Source organism: Pseudomonas sp. JL2, from assembly GCF_031570495.1.
Taxonomy (GTDB): Bacteria; Pseudomonadota; Gammaproteobacteria; order Pseudomonadales; family Pseudomonadaceae; genus Aquipseudomonas; species Aquipseudomonas rhizophila.
The window spans coordinates 59,123-75,430 of the sequence record NZ_JAKUDH010000014.1; the positions used below are offsets into that span (position 1 = coordinate 59,123).

Below are 16,308 nucleotides of genomic sequence, written 5' to 3' on the forward strand. Positions count from 1 at the left end.
GTCGTCACGGGCGCGAGCGGCGGCAACGAGACGGGACTGTAGACGGGGAGGGTACAAGGGGCGGCGCTATTGAGTCGTCGCCATGGGCGGCAGCATCTCGGCCATGACGACGACCACCCTGCTGCCTATCGATCCGCGACGCCAATCCAAGTTCCTGTACTGGATGGGTTGGCGCATCTGCGAGATTGCCGAGGCTACGGGCGAAAAAGAAAAAACGCTACACAGCTGGAAGGCCCGCGACGAGTGGGACCGGGCCGACAACGTGGAGCGCATCGGCGGCGCCCTAGAAGCGCGTTTGGTGCAGTTGATCCTCAAGGACAACAAGACCGGCGGCGATTTCAAGGAGATCGATCTGCTGCATCGGCAGCTTGAGCGCCAGGCCCGCATTCAGCGATTCCAGAGCGGTGGTACCGAAACCGACCTCAACCCGAACCTCGCCAAGCGCAACGAGGGGCCGAAGAAAAAGTCACCGAAGAACGACATCAGCGAAGACCAGATCGAGCTGCTGCGCGAGGCGTTCATCGACGGCTGTTTCGACTACCAAAAAGACTGGTACCGGGCCGGCAACCAGCGCACCCGCGTCATTCTCAAGAGTCGGCAGATCGGCGCCACGTACTATTTCGCCCGCGAGGCGTTTATCGACGCCCTAGACACCGGTCGCAACCAGATTTTCCTGTCGGCTTCGAAGAACCAGGCCTACCTGTTCCGTGGCTACATTCAGGCCTTCGCCCGGGAAGTCATCGGCGTCGAACTGACCGGTGACCCGATTGTGCTGCCCAACGGCGCCGAGCTGTTTTTCCTCGGGACCAACGCCCGCACCGCCCAGGGCTACCACGGCAATTTCTACTTCGACGAATTCTTCTGGACGTTCAAGTTCGAGGAGTTGAACAAGGTCGCCTCGGGCATGGCGATGCACAAGAAGTGGCGCAAAACCTATTTCTCCACGCCGTCGAGCATGGCTCACGAGGCGTACACCTTCTGGACGGGGGAACGATTCAACAAGGGCAAGCCGGCCGCGCAGCACACCAAAGTGGACGTGACCCACGGCGCACTCCAGCAGGGCCGGTTCTGTGAGGATCGGCTGTGGCGACAGATCGTCACGATCCTCGACGCCGAGCGCGGCGGCTGCGATTTGTTCGACATTGAAGAGTTGCGCCGTGAATACAGCCCGGAGGCCTTTGCCAATCTGCTGATGTGCGAGTTCGTCGATGACGGCGCGAGCATCTTCCCGCTGTCGGTGTTGCAGTCCTGCATGGTCGATAGCTGGGTAGAGTGGGCCGAGGACTACAAACCGTTCGCCATGCGGCCGTTCGGCGACCGTCAGGTATGGGTCGGCTATGACCCGGCCGAGACGGGCGATTGTTCCGGCCTGGTGGTGGTCGCGCCGCCCCTGGTGCCGGGTGGCAAGTTCCGCGTGCTCGAGCGCCACCAATTTCGCGGCATGGACTTCGCCGCCCAGGCCGCCGCCATCAAGGGCGTGTGCGACCGCTACTGGGTCACCTACATCGGTATCGATGTCACCGGCCTGGGCAGTGGCGTTGCGCAGCTGGTGCGCCAGTTCTTCCCGGCTGTGACCACCTTTAGCTACTCGCCCGAGGTGAAAACCCGCCTAGTGCTGAAGGCCTACGACGTGATCCACAAGGGCCGGCTGGAGTTCGACGCCGGCTGGACCGACATGGCCCAGTCGCTCATGGCTATTCGCAAAACCATCACCGCAGGCGGTCGCCAGTTCACCTACACCGCCGGCCGCAACGACAACACCGGCCATGCCGACTTGGCCTGGGCGCTCTTCCATGCATTGCAGAACGAACCGCTCGAAGGGCAGACCGCTGCCAATACCGGGCGAATGGAGATTTTCACATGACCGAACAACTTGCCAGCCAAGAGCTACTGCCGGCTACCCTCGACGCCGCCAGTGCGGGTACCCAGGTGTTCAGCTTCGGTGATCCGACGCCGGTGTTGGGTGGTCGGGAGGTGTTCGACTATCTGGAGTGCTGGTTCAACGGGCGGTGGTATGAGCCGCCTTTGTCGCTCAACGGCCTGGCCCGGTCAGTGGGCGCGAGCGTGCATTTGCATTCGGGGTTGATGTTCAAGCGCAACCTGTTGAGCAAGACTTTTATCCCGCATCCGATGTTGTCCCGGGCGGCTTTTGAACAGTTCGCCCTGGATTTTCTGTGCCTGGGCAATGGCTATCTGGAAAAGCGCCGTTCGGTGCTGGGCAACACCAGGCAACTGGTGCCGTCGTTGGCGAAGTACATGCGGGTTGGGCCGGAGGGGCAGTTCTACCAGGTGCAGGGCTGGAAGAACGAGCACGCGTTTGAGCCGGGGAGCATTTTTCATCTGCGCGAAGCGGATTTGCACCAGGAGATTTATGGGCTGCCGGAGTGGATCAGTGCGTTGCAATCGGCGCTTCTCAACGAGTCGGCGACGCTGTTCCGGCGCAAGTATTACGAGAACGGCAGTCATGCCGGTTTCATCCTGTACATGACCGACGCGGCCCAGACCGAGGCGGACATCGATGCATTGCGCAAGGCATTGAAGGATTCGAAGGGGCCGGGGAATTTTCGAAACCTGTTTGTCTACTCGCCCACGGGCAAGAAGGATGGGATTCAGCTAATCCCTGTCAGCGAGGTAGCGGCCAAAGACGAATTCAACTCGATCAAGAATCAGACCCGTGATGACGTGCTGGCGAGCCTGCGCATTCCGCCACAGTTGATGGGCATCGTGCCGCAGAACGCGGGTGGGTTTGGATCAATCAGGGAGGCGGCTGAGATTTATGCGGCCAACGAACTTGAGCCAATTCAGACGCGGATGACACAGCTAAATCATTGGCTTGGAGAGGAGGTCGTGCGTTTCCAGCGCTATGAGATTGGTGGAACGTCAAAAACTTCTACATAGCTGGATAGCCGCTGCCTGAGCTAAGCCGAGGAATATCAACTGTTTCGCTATAGTTGCTTGGTTTCTTCTAATGCTATCTTTATTTTCGATGGTTGAATAAGTCAGGGTTTCTGAAGTGAGTGCATATTAGATCCCTTACCAAATGTCTAGCTCCCCATAGCGTATTGATTGGAAAGGTGTTTCCGTAAAGACTAATTGATGTAGGTGTATTGATAGATTCATTTAGGTTTTCTGGTGCTATCATTACACTTATTGCGAGTGCCGAAATATAAGTGGGAGGCAAGTTCCAAGTGTCGCCGCTGATCCGTATGCCGTCCATATTGTCAAATGTTAGTCTGGCGTCTAACTCACCTTCATGAGATATAGGGTTTCTGCCTAGTTTATAAATCGCTTTGGGGAATGTGTATTCGCCGAATTTACAGTTAATAATAAAGTTTTCTGTGGCGAGTGCCGATATGAGACCTTCTTCATCCGACAAAAAAGCTTCGATCCTTGCGCCGACGGTTTTGATTTTCGGATATCTTAATTGAGAGGTTTTATCCAGTGCAGGGAAAAAATCTATAAGAGCTTCTTCATATTCTTCTTTTGAAATATGTTCCCAGCAAGATTTGACTCTACGGCTAATTGCAGTGGATTTTTTCATGCTTCAAATTTCCAGGTCGTTTGGTTTGCGGGAATTATATTATGGTATGAGACTCTTCTTTTAATGCCTGACGCCTTGTTGCAAACATAGCCCAGTTTTTGAGGCCCGGGTGGAATTATTTACTGAACGATGCGGGATGCCTAGGAGGGGTTAAGTTTCAATGGTTGTCAGAGCAATCGGGGGCTCGGTGATAGGAAGCATTAGATTGGGTCTCTGATTTCACCTCGCGACCGTTTCGGCCCTCGCATTGATGGAATCTGGGCATTCTCCTTCGCCCAGGCTGGCGGCCAGCACACTTGATAGGTGATGTGAACGGCGGCGTCGCTGGTGTGGAGAATTTGTACGCTAGTCATCGGGGCGATGTTGTACCGGTCGATCGGCACTGCATCGAAACAGCTGAATAGCGGGAGCTGTGGCCCTAGCTCCTCCATAAACACCGCCATCCCCTCGTACTGCACGAATCTCCCACACATGGGTTGTCCCGCCTGTCAGATTTTTCCTATACAAATTGACCGCCAATCTTGTACAAAGTTAACTGTATGTTCGTACAGTATTTTGGAACGTGCGTCATGAGCTTTTCAATTCTAGGCCCTGTTGCCGAGGGTGGCTTGAAGCTGCCCTTATGTTCGTTTCGAGTGCCCGCCGGGTTTCCATCTCCGGCGGCGGACCACATCGAAGCGCACATCTCATTGGATGAGGTTCTGAACATTCGCGCCCCGCATGTCTACCTGGTCTCAATCGCTGGGGAGAGCATGCAAGGCGCCGGTATTTTTGAAGGTGATCTCGCGGTGGTGGACCGCGCTTTGGAGCCTGCGCACGGTCACATCGTCGTAGCGCTGCTGAACAACGAGCCCATATGCAAGCGGCTTTGCATTCGCGGTAGGGAGGTGATTCTCCTTTCGGAGAACCCAAAGTATCCACCGAGGTACGTGCTTGAGGGCGACGAGCTGGTGATCTGGGGCGTCATCACATGCAGCGTGCGCAGCCATGTCTAAACCCCAACCAGTTTTCGCCCTGATCGACTGCAACAGCTTCTATGCCAGTTGCGAGCGCGTGTTTCGACCCGACCTGGCCCGCGTGCCCATCGTGGTGCTGAGCAACAACGACGGCTGCGTGATCGCCCGCAGCTACGACGCCAAGCCCTATGTGAAGATGGGCGAGCCGTATTTCCAAATCAAGCATAAGCTGCATAAGCACGGCATCGTCCCGTTCTCGTCGAACTACGCGCTCTATGGAGATATGAGCGAGCGCGTGATGACCCTCATTGAATCAATGGTGCCTGCCGTCGAGGTCTACAGCATCGATAAGAGTATGTTGTATAGTGCGGACGCCTAAGCTATTGAGTTCTATCTATGGACATTGTTAAGCGTCCCAGGGGCGTTGAATGGCGACGCTAGAGCGCATTCATTTCGTGCCCCATTACCTCGTGCGCAGAGAGAACGCCGTCGCATACTCCCCCAGTAGCAGCCGGCCATCCATTGAGGGCTTGCCCCAAATCTTTTGGGCAGACTATGCACCTTGGAGGGAGGCAAACCTGTGGGCAGTGGAGCGAGCAACGACTGGTGACGCTTCTCTTAAGACCGTTGCCAGTAACATGAATGGCCTTCTCAATTACGCTAAATTTCTTGAATCTCGTGATTTGCAGTGGTTCGAGTTTCCCGCTCGCAAAGCTGACCGCTGCCTGGTGCTATACCGAGGGGCGTTGATCAAGATGCGCGATGCCGGCCAGATCAGCCCATCCACGGCGTCTGAGTACATGCGCAATTGCATCATGTTCTATCGGTGGGTAAGGCATAGGGAGCTTCTTTCTCCACACGTCCAGCTGTGGCGGGAAAAGCCCTACGTCGTTAAATACTTCGACCGGGTGGGGTTCGAGCGAACGATCAGCGGAACCACCACCGACCTCAGCATCCCGAACCGTAAGCGCCCAGGCCAAACGCTTGAAGATGGGCTGTTGCCAGTCTCGGAGACCGATCGCGATGCAATTCTGGATTTCGCCGCAGAGAACGCCACGCCCGAGCTCTACCTCATGTTGGCCCTTGGATTTTTTACCGGGATGCGGCTCGGCAGCATCTGTGATCTCAAGATTCAATCTCTGGAGCGCGCCGCCCCCGACCCTTCCGCTGAAGGGCTTCTACGCCTTGCAGTTGGTCCAGGCGCAGCTCCGCCAGTGCACACGAAATTCGGTGTGACTGGCCAGGTCTGGATACCCGAAGCGTTGCGTGATGAATTGCTGGAATATGCCAAAGGCTGGCGGAGGATGGAACGAGAGGCGAAAGCCTCGCCCGAGAATCGTGACTTGCTGTTCTTGACCCGCTTTGGTAACGCCTATGGCAGGCGCGGCACCGATCAGTCATCTGCTGTGAATGTTGAGATGTCCGAGTTTCGAAAACGGGGCGTCAAAGCAGAACTACAGGTGCTCCGTAAATTCCGCTTCCATCAGTCGCGCTGCACCTTCGGTACCGAATTGGCACGTCTGGCGCTATCGGCTTGTGCCGATGTCGCTATTGTAATTGCGACGGTCAGCGACGCGTTGCTTCACGGGCCTAACTCTGAAGCCACCACCTTCAAATACATCCGATTCGTACAGGCACTGCCGATCAAACAAGCCCTCTCAAATAGCTTCATGGCGGCATTTAGCGGGATCGGCGCTGGGGCGCGGTACGATGGATAGTTCCGAATTCGACCTCACTTTCCCGATGCTTGAGTATGGGGCCACTGAAACGCCCTGGGACCTCCGGCCGCTGCTGTTTCGCGGAGGTGCAGCAGCAAAGGTGAAGCATGTGGGCCGCCAGATCGCGCAGAGCGAACTCGGCAGTCCCTTGCCGGAACGTTTCGAGCTGGTGACGCGGCTGCATGAGCACATGACTGACGACCTTGCTGGTGGCGGAAGTCGCTTCTCGGTGCAGAACAAGATCAGTGCATTGCGTCGATTCTTTGCCTGGATCGATTCAGAAAACGTGAATCTCAGTCTCGAGACGGCGGCCGACACGTTCATTCGTTGGACCGATCACTTGCTCCAGCGTCATCGAGTCGAACGTAATTTCAGCGATGGGTCCCTGTACGATCTCACCAGGCTCACGGCGACGATGCTGGACCGAGCACTGGACCGCCAAGCAAGCCTGAGCAAGAGCACACGTATTCGCAAGCCGCGCGGCAAAGGCAAGGTACATACGAGCAAAGCGGACAAGCAGAGTCTGCAAAACACCTTCGCATTCGGACACCTTCTAGCTGACGTATGCGAGGCATTGACCTGGAGGGGGACAATGGCCCCCCTCCCAGTGTGTATTTCGTTACGCACCGGCCAAGTGCTGGAACTATGGTCGGGATTGCAGAGCCCCGAGAAAGTAGCGGCCCGCCGTACCAGGCCGCAAAACCAAGCGCAAATCGAAGCATCCCTGGCGGCGCGTGCCGCCCACGATGCAGATCGGACACTGCGGACCCGTTTCCCCATCGTCAATTTACGGATCGAGAGTGAATTGCTGATGTTCATCGCCCAGACCGGTCTGAACCTCCAGCAAGCACATACCCTGCGGGTTGAGCAGTTTCATTACACCAGCCACTTAGACGGCTACCAGATACGTACCTACAAAAATCGACGGGAAGGAGAAGTGCTATTCGAGATTTTTGCCAGTTATCGAGAGTGGTTCGAGCGCTATCTCGAATGGCGTTCCGAATGGTTTCCCAATGAGCCGGATGGTTTGCTCTTTCCGCTTATACGTAGCGGGGGACGAATCCTAGAAGAGGCGACGCAGTTCACGAACGTTACGCGCATCTGCCGCGAGCTTGGCATACCGCTTGTGAGACCGCGAAAACTGCGCGGGACGCGCATCAACTGGTTGCTTCGGGAGTCCCAGAATCCCCAACAGGTTGCGGAGTTGGCCCAGCATACGGTGCAAACGCTGATACGCGTATATGCCGACCCGCACCCGCAGATCGCTATGGTGGAAATTACGCGCTTCCATCAGCAAACCGATCCGTCCCTTTCACCTCCTGCTCCTGGTAGATGTGTATCGGCCACACCTGAACCAGTGGGCACGATGCCGAAGAATGGTCCGCGACCCGACTGCATCAATGCTGCCGGTTGCCTGTTCTGTACCCAGCACCGGGATATCGAAAGTGAGGATCATGTGTGGTCTCTCGGTAGCTTGCGCCACCTCAAATCGCTTGAACTGGCACGCTACCGCCCACCCAGTTCGGGTAAGCACCTGACGACAGAGCATCCGGCCCTGCTGGTGATCGATCGGCTGACGGCCAAACTGCGCTTCTTCGAAGAAAGTAGCGAGGTCCGCAGGCTTTGGGTCGAAGAAGCCAGAGCGCGCATAAGTGAAGGTGACTACCACCCGGCCTGGGATGGCTTCATCCAATTGGCAGAACTGCGACAAAGATCAGCATGACGAAAAATATTCTTTCCGAACTTGGCCTCGGCATCGACTCGCCCCTAGCGATTCCTGATGCGCCGAACTACCGTCCGCCGTGCTGGCCACCGCAGCGTGATTGGCCGGTCATCATAGATGCCGCTGGCCAGGTGGTGAGCCGTTGGGGCGATGCCATTTGGCGGCTCGACGCGTGGGCGGGAAAACGGCTCACTCTCAATTTCGGCGATGGCCCAGCTAAGAAATATGTCGCCGCGATCGATCCTGCGAACGCCGATTTATTGCGGACCGTAATCGGCTGGTGGCTATACGGCCCCAATGGAGCCCGTGGATACCGAGGCCTGAAAACGCGCTTCGACCAGATGCGTCGGCTGTTCGTCTTGTGCACTCAAGAAGGCATTCTCGCATCCGAACTGAGTCATTTTCCGCGCGTTGCCGACCTTCTCCCGGAGGTGCTCCAGGCTTCCCGGTCCGGTGAGTTTTTGGCATTGCTGCACGAACTGTATGAGCGGCGGGATGCGCTGGGGTTCACCTTGTTGGATCGCGCAGGGTTGGCACGCCTCGCAGCGGCCATGCCCGACCACCAGAAGCTCCAGACCCCCTATATCCCGCCCCGCATTTGGCACTATCAAATCACACGCTTGCGTGAATGCCTGGATGACTTTTTGGCGCATCGAGGCCAAGTCGAGGAGTGCTTCCGCTTCTGTCTGGCTGCCTATCGGCACAACTCTGCCAGTCTCCAAGGACAACGCAGGCCACAATCGTTCTATCCGTTTCAGTGGCCGTCGGATGGATCAAACGGAAAGTGGACTGGGCGGCAGTACTACGGCCCATTCATCGACACAGCGCATCGGTTTGGCATGGTGGAACTATTTCGTCGCTGGCTGGGAGTGAGCGACGACGAAATTCGCATTCAAACTCTGAGTCGCTACCTCAACCTCGTGAGCCGATCTGGACTGTGCTATCTGCTGAATTTCAGCCTCATGCGAGTCGAAGAGGCTTGGAACCTGCGCGCCGATTGCTTGCACATAGAACGTGATCCGCAGTTTGGCGACATCCATGTATTGCGCGGACGAACGACCAAGACGATGTCGGATTCTGAGGCACTTTGGGTGACGTCCCCGTCAGCTCAGGTGGCAGTTGAAGCCATGCGTGTGGTCGCAGACCTCCGCGCAGAATGCGATTCTCCCCCCGGCGAGGCCTCGGTGCCGGATGATCCGGCCAAGCGCTATCTGCTTGATTATTGCCTTGAACCGTGGGGAACGAAGTTCACCAAGATCAACCGCACGATTCGGCCATCGATTCCGAGCTATGCCCATGTGCTTCAGTGGTTCGACAAGCTGTTCGACCCTGAGCAATTGCGCATTACGCCGGAAGATTTCGCATTGGCTCGGTTGGTGACGCCGACGCTGACCGACGAGTTTGCGGTCGGCAAAATCTGGCCGTTGGCCTGGCATCAACTCCGACGAACCGGCGCAGTGAATATGCAGGCATCCGGGCTGGTCAGCGACGCTTCATTGCAGTTTCAGCTAAAGCACGTCGCCAGAGCGATGAGTCTCTACTACGGGCAAAACCATTCCAGGGTACGGCTGGAAGAGAAGGCCCATACCTACTACGTCCGCACCATGTACGAAACTTTGGGTAGGCAGCTGCAACAGCTGACGAGCAATCGATTCGTCAGCCCCCACGGCGAGAAGCGAAAATCTGAGATTGTCCGCCTGATCTCAGCCTCTGATGCTAAGAAAGCGATCAATCTGGCTAAGAAGGGGACGGTCACTCATCGACCGATTTTGCTGGGCATCTGCACGAGCCGTACCCCCTGTCCCTATGGGGGCATCGACAATATCGCTCGCTGCGGAGGGGGCGATTCCCCCGGAGAAACCAAACCATGTGCGGACGTTCTCTATGACCCCGAGCAACTCGACGAAGTCGAAGTGTTGGAGGCGGTATTGGATGAGCGCCTGGCCGCTGCCGAGGTAGATAGTCCGCTAAGGACTTCGTTGGAAGCCCAGAAACGTAGTGTGGAGAATTATCGCCATGTCATCCGGCAAACCTGAATCCGCTGACCCGGCTAAGCGAATGAGTGCCGGCGAGCAGTATCGCGCAGCGTTCGAGCGGCTGAAGAGCAACAAGCCCGAACGACTGCCGAAGGGGACGCCCGTAAGTCAGAACAACGTTGCCAAGGAAGCCGGCAGCGACCCCTCTGCACTGAAAAAAGCTCGTTTCCCCCTACTGATCGCTGAGATCCAAAAGTACGTGGAAGGACACGCTGAGCAACGTCCGCCATCAGTGCGCCAAGTCAGCTTATTAGCCCGCAGAAAAAATCGTGGACTTCGAGAACGGATCGAGGAAATCACGCAGCAGCGTGACCACCTAGCCAGCCTACTCGGTGAGGCCGACGCCACCATTCTTGAGCTGTACGACCGTATTGCGGACTTGGAGCGCCAACTGCCGGCCTCCAATGTGCTTCCTCTTAATCCGCGAGGCCACAAAAAACTTTGAAACGGAGAGCTCGCAATATTCGAAAGAAACACAGCCATGCCCGACCAGCCCGGCATGAAACGTCGGGCTAGCCGCCGAAGAGCTTCTTGCGTTGCGCGGTCCGCTCCCGGCGTAGATTCTCGTAGGCAGTTCGGCGTTTAGTCGCGTTTTTGATTAATTCCAGGACCTGGGCGATATCGCCGAGCAACTCCTCGCGCGCGGGAAGCGGTAGTTGGCGCTCGCCTGGGGTGTCGTGGGCCTCGGTAGCTTCGCAGGCCCGCGCATACACTGCCAGCAACTGCTCCCACTCCTCTGCGGGGTGGCCAATGACAGCACCAAATGCTTCTACGCTCACCACATCGCTGAACGGCTGGACGGTATTGTTCAAAAAAACCTCGCGGATGGCGCGCTCGACAGTGCCTCGGAGGCTTGAGTATCCCGATGCAATTTGCCGCTCAAGCTCATCATCCGGGTCGCTGCCGACCGGAACGTTCAGCGCTTTCGCACGACTTTCGAGATCGGCCAGGCGGGCCTTGGTGTCCATCGTCGCCCACGTCAGCCCCTCGCTCACTAGTCCCGGCGACTCGTCCCAACCGATGGTCTTGTAGCTGGCCGAGCGATCAGCACGCTGAAGCGCCATCGCGAGCTCGGTCAGGAACACCGCATCATGGGTGAACACCAGCACTTGGCGGGTCTCAGCCAGCGCTACCAAACGCCGAGCTATGGCCCGACGATATACGTGATCCAGCGACGTAGACGGATCGTCGAAAATAACGGTCGAAGTATGTGGCAGGGATTCGAGCTCGGCGAGGAACATAGCCATCCCCAACGCGCGCTGCTCGCCCTCTGACAGCACCTTGGAGGCTTTCGCCGTGATTTCCTGCAGGCGCAGCGTGACCTTGGTCACCCCCAGCTCTGTGCGCCCGCTCAGGTCGGGTTGCACCCGTCGCTTATAGCCCAGGGCTTTCAACTCAGCATTCATGGAAGCGGCCAGAGCCTCGGTCACATGCGTCGCCGCCAGGGACGTCAGTTTGCGTGACACTGCCGCTGGGTTGAGGGCGGCATGGCAGCGGCTCAATGTGGCATGGACCTGACTGTCCTGAACAAAGCGCTCCACCGCGCCAAGCTGGTTGGCGAGGCGTTGTCGGGCTTCTAGCTCTGCCAGTTCTTGGGTCAGCGCCAAGCGTACAGCGGGATCGGCAGAGGTCCGCAGGGTATTGGCGTCGACTCGGAGCGAAGCAGCTTTGGCGGCGAAGAGACTATCGAGGTTTGCTTCGATAGGAAGCGGTTCTGACTCGGGGGACCAGTTTCCAGTTTGCAGGGCTTGGCTAACCCAAGTATGCCGGGCGGTCCAGACCGATGCCGCTGCGGTGATGGCAGCGTGTAGGTCGGGCAGTCGCTCCTCCACGTCAGCCCGTGTTGGCACATCCAGAACGTTTAGATCGACAGCCTGCACCTTCCCTAGAGCGTTCATGCGCGCAAGCGTGGCGGCTTGCGCATCCGCCGTGGCGCTGTCGGCGACAAATGCCGCGAAACGCCGCATGCGCTCCGAGGCATCCGTTGAATAAGGTTGCTGGCAGAGTACGCAGTAAGCGTCCGGTTCCAGGTGCGGGAAGGGATGTTCAGGGTATGCCGTCTGCTGAGAGAAAGCCTCAGCGGCTCGGTACATCGTTTGCCAGAGTTCAGCTCCTGTGCCTTCCAGCAGCGTGGCGGTGGGTGAGGACGTTACCGGCAACTCCATGGCGTTCAGTGTGTCTCGATCCTGAAGACGCGCTTGCGCCAGTTGCATGGCGAGATGCGCGGTTTTTTCCGTTGTAATCAGTTCCTTTGCCCGTGCTATGGCACGATCATTCACCCAGCGCTGGACTTCCTCGGCTCGACGCTGCGCCTGGTCCAAGCGTGTCGCCAAACGTTCCAAGGCCAGCGCCTGCGGCACAGGATCGCTTTCCAGTAATGTCCGCTTCAGAAACTCCAGTCGCCGGAGTTCATCGTCACCGACCGTCCCTAATCGAGCAAGCACGGCGCGGTCCGAGTCCCCACCTAATTTGGCGATGTAGCGGCCGACTTCGGTGTCACCCTTCAGCGGTTCGAATTGCCGGGTATCCAGAGCCAAGGCATTGCGTTCGGTCCCAATCCGTGCCTGTAAATCACGCTGAAGTAGGACCAGGCGCGTCAGATGAGTGAGTCCGTAGGGCTGAAATGCAGGGGTCCCTTCCGCGTCGATGTAGTCATTGGCACAGGCCGCGTCGTAGACCGAGACCGAACTCAAATGCAAATGGGCCGGCCCGTTCTGGACCCAACGTGCGGTTTCCGGAGTGCCATCCACCAAAATGGCGAAATCTGCTGATGGCGGTCTAGCTGGGGTTGCCGCCCCAAAAGCGTCGGGCAGGACCTCCACCCGATGCCGAGCGTTGCAGGCATTCTTGAAGACGCGGGCGTAGCCGGATTTGCCGGCGCCGTTATGACCAAAGAAAATGGTCATGCCCTCCGGTGCGAGGTCAAAGGCACGACCGGACGGGAAGCCGTTTACCTGGTCTAGCCCCGAGACACCCACCAACCGCACGGTTGCGCCACTTCCGGCGCCTGGTACGTCGTCCAACGTGAATGGCCGTGCTCCCCCCGTGGTTGCGTCTTCCCGTTCTTGCTCGCGAACCATTCGCAGAATGGTCTCGATGTCATCTTGGGTTAGTTCGGCCCGGGCAAATATCCGGCGCAGTGCTTCCTGCTGCCAGGGTCTGAGTCCGCCGGCCCACCCAATAATCTCGTCCAACAATGGCATATCCGTCTCCTTTCCAGATCCGCCGATTAAAGGCCGCGCCCAGTTGGATGGCAAGTGGCCAGCGCCTTCGAGGTGCTTCGCCGTGTTCCGTTTGCCTGCCTTCCCTGACCGCCACCCTAGTGGCTTGTCCGGTCGTGACGCTACACGGGCAGAATTTCTGCATGCTGACCAGTATCAAGCCGCTCTAAAGTCCGCTACCGGAAAGCGCTGTTTAGCGGTGAGAGACGGGGAAAGTGCGGAAGCTACTACCGACGCAAGCGATGTGGTGAGCAGTCCTCAGGTATGTGCGAAATTGCACTCCTCTTGACCACCAATTTGGGTTGGCGTTGACCACGGATTGCGTTCAACTTGACCAGGGCGTGTCACTGTCACGACCGTCAGAGAACAGCCAAGAGCAGTTATCGCCATAGCGCAATTTTCAGGCTCTAACTTTTGCCCTAGTGTCGCAAGACTGGGCTCACCGTGATATGGTCTGCGCTCTTTCCTGCTCTGACTGCTCAATACCTGACAGCATGATCGTCTCGAAAATCTCTGCCTGGCTGCCTACGCCGCCATAACGCATAGCCCCCTCCCTGAGTCAGCTCGGCTTACCGACTGATTCGTCTTGCTGCGCCTGTAGCAAATCTGCCGTTCCACACGGCGCCACGTGACTCCTACAACTTGAACCTGACGCTTCCTGCACGCCGTCCTGGCATCGTGCTGTCGCGTCCATTGCCTTGGATTTACTGATGTTGCAGACAATCAAACAGAATTGGTTTTCGAACCTGAGAGGCGATGTGCTCGCCGGTCTCGTCGTAGCGCTTGCGCTGATTCCGGAGGCCATCGCCTTTTCCATCATCGCGGGTGTCGATCCCAAGGTCGGCCTGTATGCGTCGTTCTGTATCGCCGTTGTGATCGCTTTCGTTGGCGGTCGACCCGGCATGATTTCGGCGGCGACCGGGGCAATGGCGCTGCTGATGGTGACCCTGGTCAAGAACCATGGCCTGGAGTACCTGCTGGCAGCCACGCTGCTGTGTGGCGTGCTTCAGATCGCCGCCGGGTACCTGAAGCTCGGCTCGTTGATGCGCTTCGTGTCTCGTTCGGTGGTGACCGGATTTGTCAACGCGCTGGCGATTCTGATCTTCATGGCACAGCTACCTGAACTGACCAATGTCACCTGGCACGTTTACGCCATGACGGCTGCGGGCCTCGGTATCATCTACCTGTTTCCCTATGTACCCAAGCTCGGCAAGGTGATTCCCTCACCGTTGGTGTGCATCCTGGTCTTGACCGCAGTTGCCATCTATCTCGGGCTGGATATCCGCACCGTCGGCGACATGGGCCAACTGCCGGATACGCTCCCCATCTTCCTGTGGCCTGACGTGCCACTGACCTTCGAGACCCTGGCGATCATCTTCCCTTACTCGGCAGCACTGGCTGTGGTTGGTCTGCTGGAGTCGATGATGACCGCGACCATCGTCGATGACCTGACCGATACCACCAGCGACAAGAACCGCGAGTGCAAAGGCCAAGGCGTGGCCAACATCGCTTCGGGCCTCATGGGCGGCATGGCCGGTTGCGCCATGATCGGACAGTCGGTGATCAACGTGAAATCCGGTGGCCGAACCCGCCTGTCCACCTTGATCGCGGGCGTCGTGCTGCTATTGATGGTGGTGTTTCTCAGCGACTGGGTCAGCCAGATTCCCATGGCCGCGCTGGTGGCGGTGATGATCATGGTGTCCATCGGTACCTTCAGCTGGGACTCGCTGCGCAATCTGCGCAAATTCCCGCTTTCCACCAACATCGTGATGGTGGCAACCGTGGTCGTGGTGGTCTTCACCCACAACCTCGCCTATGGCGTTCTGGTTGGGGTTCTGCTGGCTGCGATGTTCTTCGCCAACAAGGTCGGTCATTACATGGCGATCAGCTCAGAGTTGAATGAAGCCGCTGATCATCGAATTTATAAGGTGATTGGCCAAGTGTTCTTCAGCTCGGCCGACAAGTTCGTTGCGGCGTTCGATTTCAAGGAAGCGATTAGCAAGGTGACCATCGACCTGAGTCGCGCTCACTTCTGGGATATCACTGCCGTCGCTGCTCTGGACAAGGTGGTGGTCAAGCTGCGCCGCGAAGGCACCGAGGTCGAGGTGCTGGGTCTGAATGAGGCCAGCGCCACTATCGTCGACCGTTTTGGTGTGCACGACAAACCCGATGCCATCGACCAACTCATGGGCCACTGACAGGGAGAACAACGATGACCTACGTTACCGCTTGCATTGACGGCTCCGCCTGCGCCCCTGCTGTTTGCGACTATGCGGCCTGGGCCAGCCAGCGCCTGAATGCCCCGCTCACCTTCCTGCACGTATTGGATCAACGCCAGTATCCGGTGTCCGCCGATTTGAGCGGCAACATCGGTTTGGGCAGTCGAGAGCATCTGCTGGATGAACTCGCCGCGTTGGACGAGCAACGCAACAAGCTGGCTCTGGAACAAGGCCTCGTCATGCTCGCTGCCGCGAAGGAGCGGGCCATCGCCGACGGCGTGAGTTCGCCAGAAACCAGGCAGCGCCATGGCGATCTTCTGGAAAGCCTGCGCGAGCTTGGAAATGACATCCGCCTGCTGGTGATCGGTCGCCAGGGCGAGTCCAGTGACGGTGCCGAACTGCACGTCGGCAGCCAGTTGGAAAGTGTCATTCGCATCATGCGCCGCCCTTTACTGGTGACGCCGACCCGCTTCAAGCAGCCGGAAAGCGCGATGCTGGCCTTCGATGGCGGCGCCACCACGCGCAAGGGAGTAGAAATGCTGGCTGCAAGCCCTTTGCTGAAAGGACTGCCTATCCATCTGGTGATGGTCGGAACCGAGACGATGGAGAACTCGGCGCAGATGGAGGCGGCCTGTTCAATACTGGCCTCGGCAGGGCACAAGGTACATACGGCCATCCGAACTGGGGAGGTTGAGCCCGCACTGCATGCCTACCAAGAAGAGCACGGTGTTGATCTGCTCGTGATGGGCGCCTACGGGCATTCTCGAATCCGGCAATTCCTGGTGGGGAGCACCACTGCCCACATGCTGCGCACTACTACCACTCCGTTGCTTCTGTTGCGCTAGGTCGGTGCCGGGGAGCGCGCCCGAAGGCGCGGGCCAATTTCCCTCATTT

Annotated in this window: 11 protein-coding genes and 1 pseudogene; 10 read left to right on the top strand and 2 right to left on the bottom strand. The window is 57.9% G+C overall.

Annotated elements, in window-relative coordinates; genetic code table 11:
- Positions 1-103: 103 nt before the first annotated feature.
- Both MKS85_RS18245 and MKS85_RS18250 read left to right on the top strand, forming a co-directional pair.
- Entirely contained in the window at positions 104-1,864 is a 1,761-nt protein-coding gene (locus MKS85_RS18245; RefSeq protein WP_310663112.1) for a terminase ATPase subunit family protein, read from the top strand.
- A complete protein-coding gene (locus tag MKS85_RS18250) occupies positions 1,861-2,898 on the top strand; it encodes a phage portal protein (protein ID WP_310663083.1) in 1,038 nt (345 codons plus the stop codon). Before MKS85_RS18245 ends, MKS85_RS18250 begins: the two co-directional genes overlap by 4 nt.
- 79 nt (positions 2,899-2,977) lie before the next feature.
- Here MKS85_RS18250 and MKS85_RS18255 read toward each other — a convergent pair whose 3' ends face one another.
- Positions 2,978-3,541: a hypothetical protein gene (locus MKS85_RS18255; protein WP_310663084.1), complete on the bottom strand. Its 564-nt coding sequence runs from the start codon at positions 3,539-3,541 to the stop codon at positions 2,978-2,980.
- A gap of 569 nt (positions 3,542-4,110) precedes the next feature.
- On the opposite strand from MKS85_RS18255, the gene MKS85_RS18260 reads away from it, so the two are divergent.
- The 6 genes and pseudogenes from MKS85_RS18260 (at position 4,111) to MKS85_RS18285 (ending at position 10,419) form a co-directional block, all read left to right on the top strand.
- On the top strand, positions 4,111-4,536 hold the full coding sequence (locus MKS85_RS18260) for a S24 family peptidase (RefSeq protein WP_310663085.1): 426 nt from the start codon (positions 4,111-4,113) through the stop codon (positions 4,534-4,536).
- Positions 4,529-4,852 (top strand): annotated as a pseudogene (locus MKS85_RS18265) (DNA polymerase V subunit UmuC); the annotation flags it as partial. The gene MKS85_RS18260 and the pseudogene MKS85_RS18265, both read left to right, overlap by 8 nt.
- 73 nt (positions 4,853-4,925) lie before the next feature.
- Positions 4,926-6,215 carry a site-specific integrase gene (locus MKS85_RS18270; protein WP_025297805.1) on the top strand — a complete coding sequence of 430 codons (1,290 nt, stop codon included), beginning with the start codon at positions 4,926-4,928 and terminating at the stop codon, positions 6,213-6,215.
- Positions 6,208-7,938, top strand: coding sequence for a site-specific integrase (locus tag MKS85_RS18275; protein WP_025297806.1), 1,731 nt, complete (start codon positions 6,208-6,210; stop codon positions 7,936-7,938). The genes MKS85_RS18270 and MKS85_RS18275 overlap by 8 nt, the downstream gene beginning before the upstream one ends.
- Positions 7,935-9,974 (top strand): hypothetical protein, encoded by a 2,040-nt coding sequence (locus tag MKS85_RS18280; protein WP_025297807.1) that lies wholly within the window; start codon positions 7,935-7,937, stop codon positions 9,972-9,974. The genes MKS85_RS18275 and MKS85_RS18280 overlap by 4 nt, the downstream gene beginning before the upstream one ends.
- Entirely contained in the window at positions 9,955-10,419 is a 465-nt protein-coding gene (locus MKS85_RS18285) for a hypothetical protein (RefSeq protein ID WP_050397053.1), read from the top strand. The genes MKS85_RS18280 and MKS85_RS18285 overlap by 20 nt, the downstream gene beginning before the upstream one ends.
- Positions 10,420-10,486: 67 nt before the next feature.
- On the opposite strand, the gene MKS85_RS18290 is transcribed toward MKS85_RS18285, so the two are convergent.
- Positions 10,487-13,177: an AAA family ATPase gene (locus MKS85_RS18290; protein ID WP_025297808.1), complete on the bottom strand. Its 2,691-nt coding sequence runs from the start codon at positions 13,175-13,177 to the stop codon at positions 10,487-10,489.
- Positions 13,178-13,905: 728 nt separating this feature from the next.
- Between MKS85_RS18290 and MKS85_RS18295 the strand changes: the two genes are divergently transcribed.
- On the top strand, positions 13,906-15,393 hold the full coding sequence (locus MKS85_RS18295) for a SulP family inorganic anion transporter (protein ID WP_003123389.1): 1,488 nt from the start codon (positions 13,906-13,908) through the stop codon (positions 15,391-15,393).
- Positions 15,394-15,407: 14 nt separating this feature from the next.
- On the top strand, positions 15,408-16,259 hold the full coding sequence (locus tag MKS85_RS18300) for a universal stress protein (RefSeq protein WP_025297809.1): 852 nt from the start codon (positions 15,408-15,410) through the stop codon (positions 16,257-16,259).
- Positions 16,260-16,308: the final 49 nt, after the last annotated feature.

Excerpts from the sequence above, each read along its gene's own strand:
- MKS85_RS18245 (WP_310663112.1), top strand. The coding sequence starts at position 104 with ATGACGACGACCACCCTGCTGCCTATCGATCCGCGACGCCAATCCAAG.
- MKS85_RS18250 (WP_310663083.1), top strand. The coding sequence starts at position 1,861 with ATGACCGAACAACTTGCCAGCCAAGAGCTACTGCCGGCTACCCTCGAC.
- MKS85_RS18255 (WP_310663084.1), bottom strand. The coding sequence starts at position 3,541 with ATGAAAAAATCCACTGCAATTAGCCGTAGAGTCAAATCTTGCTGGGAA.
- MKS85_RS18260 (WP_310663085.1), top strand. The coding sequence starts at position 4,111 with ATGAGCTTTTCAATTCTAGGCCCTGTTGCCGAGGGTGGCTTGAAGCTG.
- MKS85_RS18270 (WP_025297805.1), top strand. The coding sequence starts at position 4,926 with ATGGCGACGCTAGAGCGCATTCATTTCGTGCCCCATTACCTCGTGCGC.
- MKS85_RS18275 (WP_025297806.1), top strand. The coding sequence starts at position 6,208 with ATGGATAGTTCCGAATTCGACCTCACTTTCCCGATGCTTGAGTATGGG.
- MKS85_RS18280 (WP_025297807.1), top strand. The coding sequence starts at position 7,935 with ATGACGAAAAATATTCTTTCCGAACTTGGCCTCGGCATCGACTCGCCC.
- MKS85_RS18285 (WP_050397053.1), top strand. The coding sequence starts at position 9,955 with ATGTCATCCGGCAAACCTGAATCCGCTGACCCGGCTAAGCGAATGAGT.
- MKS85_RS18290 (WP_025297808.1), bottom strand. The coding sequence starts at position 13,177 with ATGCCATTGTTGGACGAGATTATTGGGTGGGCCGGCGGACTCAGACCC.
- MKS85_RS18295 (WP_003123389.1), top strand. The coding sequence starts at position 13,906 with ATGTTGCAGACAATCAAACAGAATTGGTTTTCGAACCTGAGAGGCGAT.
- MKS85_RS18300 (WP_025297809.1), top strand. The coding sequence starts at position 15,408 with ATGACCTACGTTACCGCTTGCATTGACGGCTCCGCCTGCGCCCCTGCT.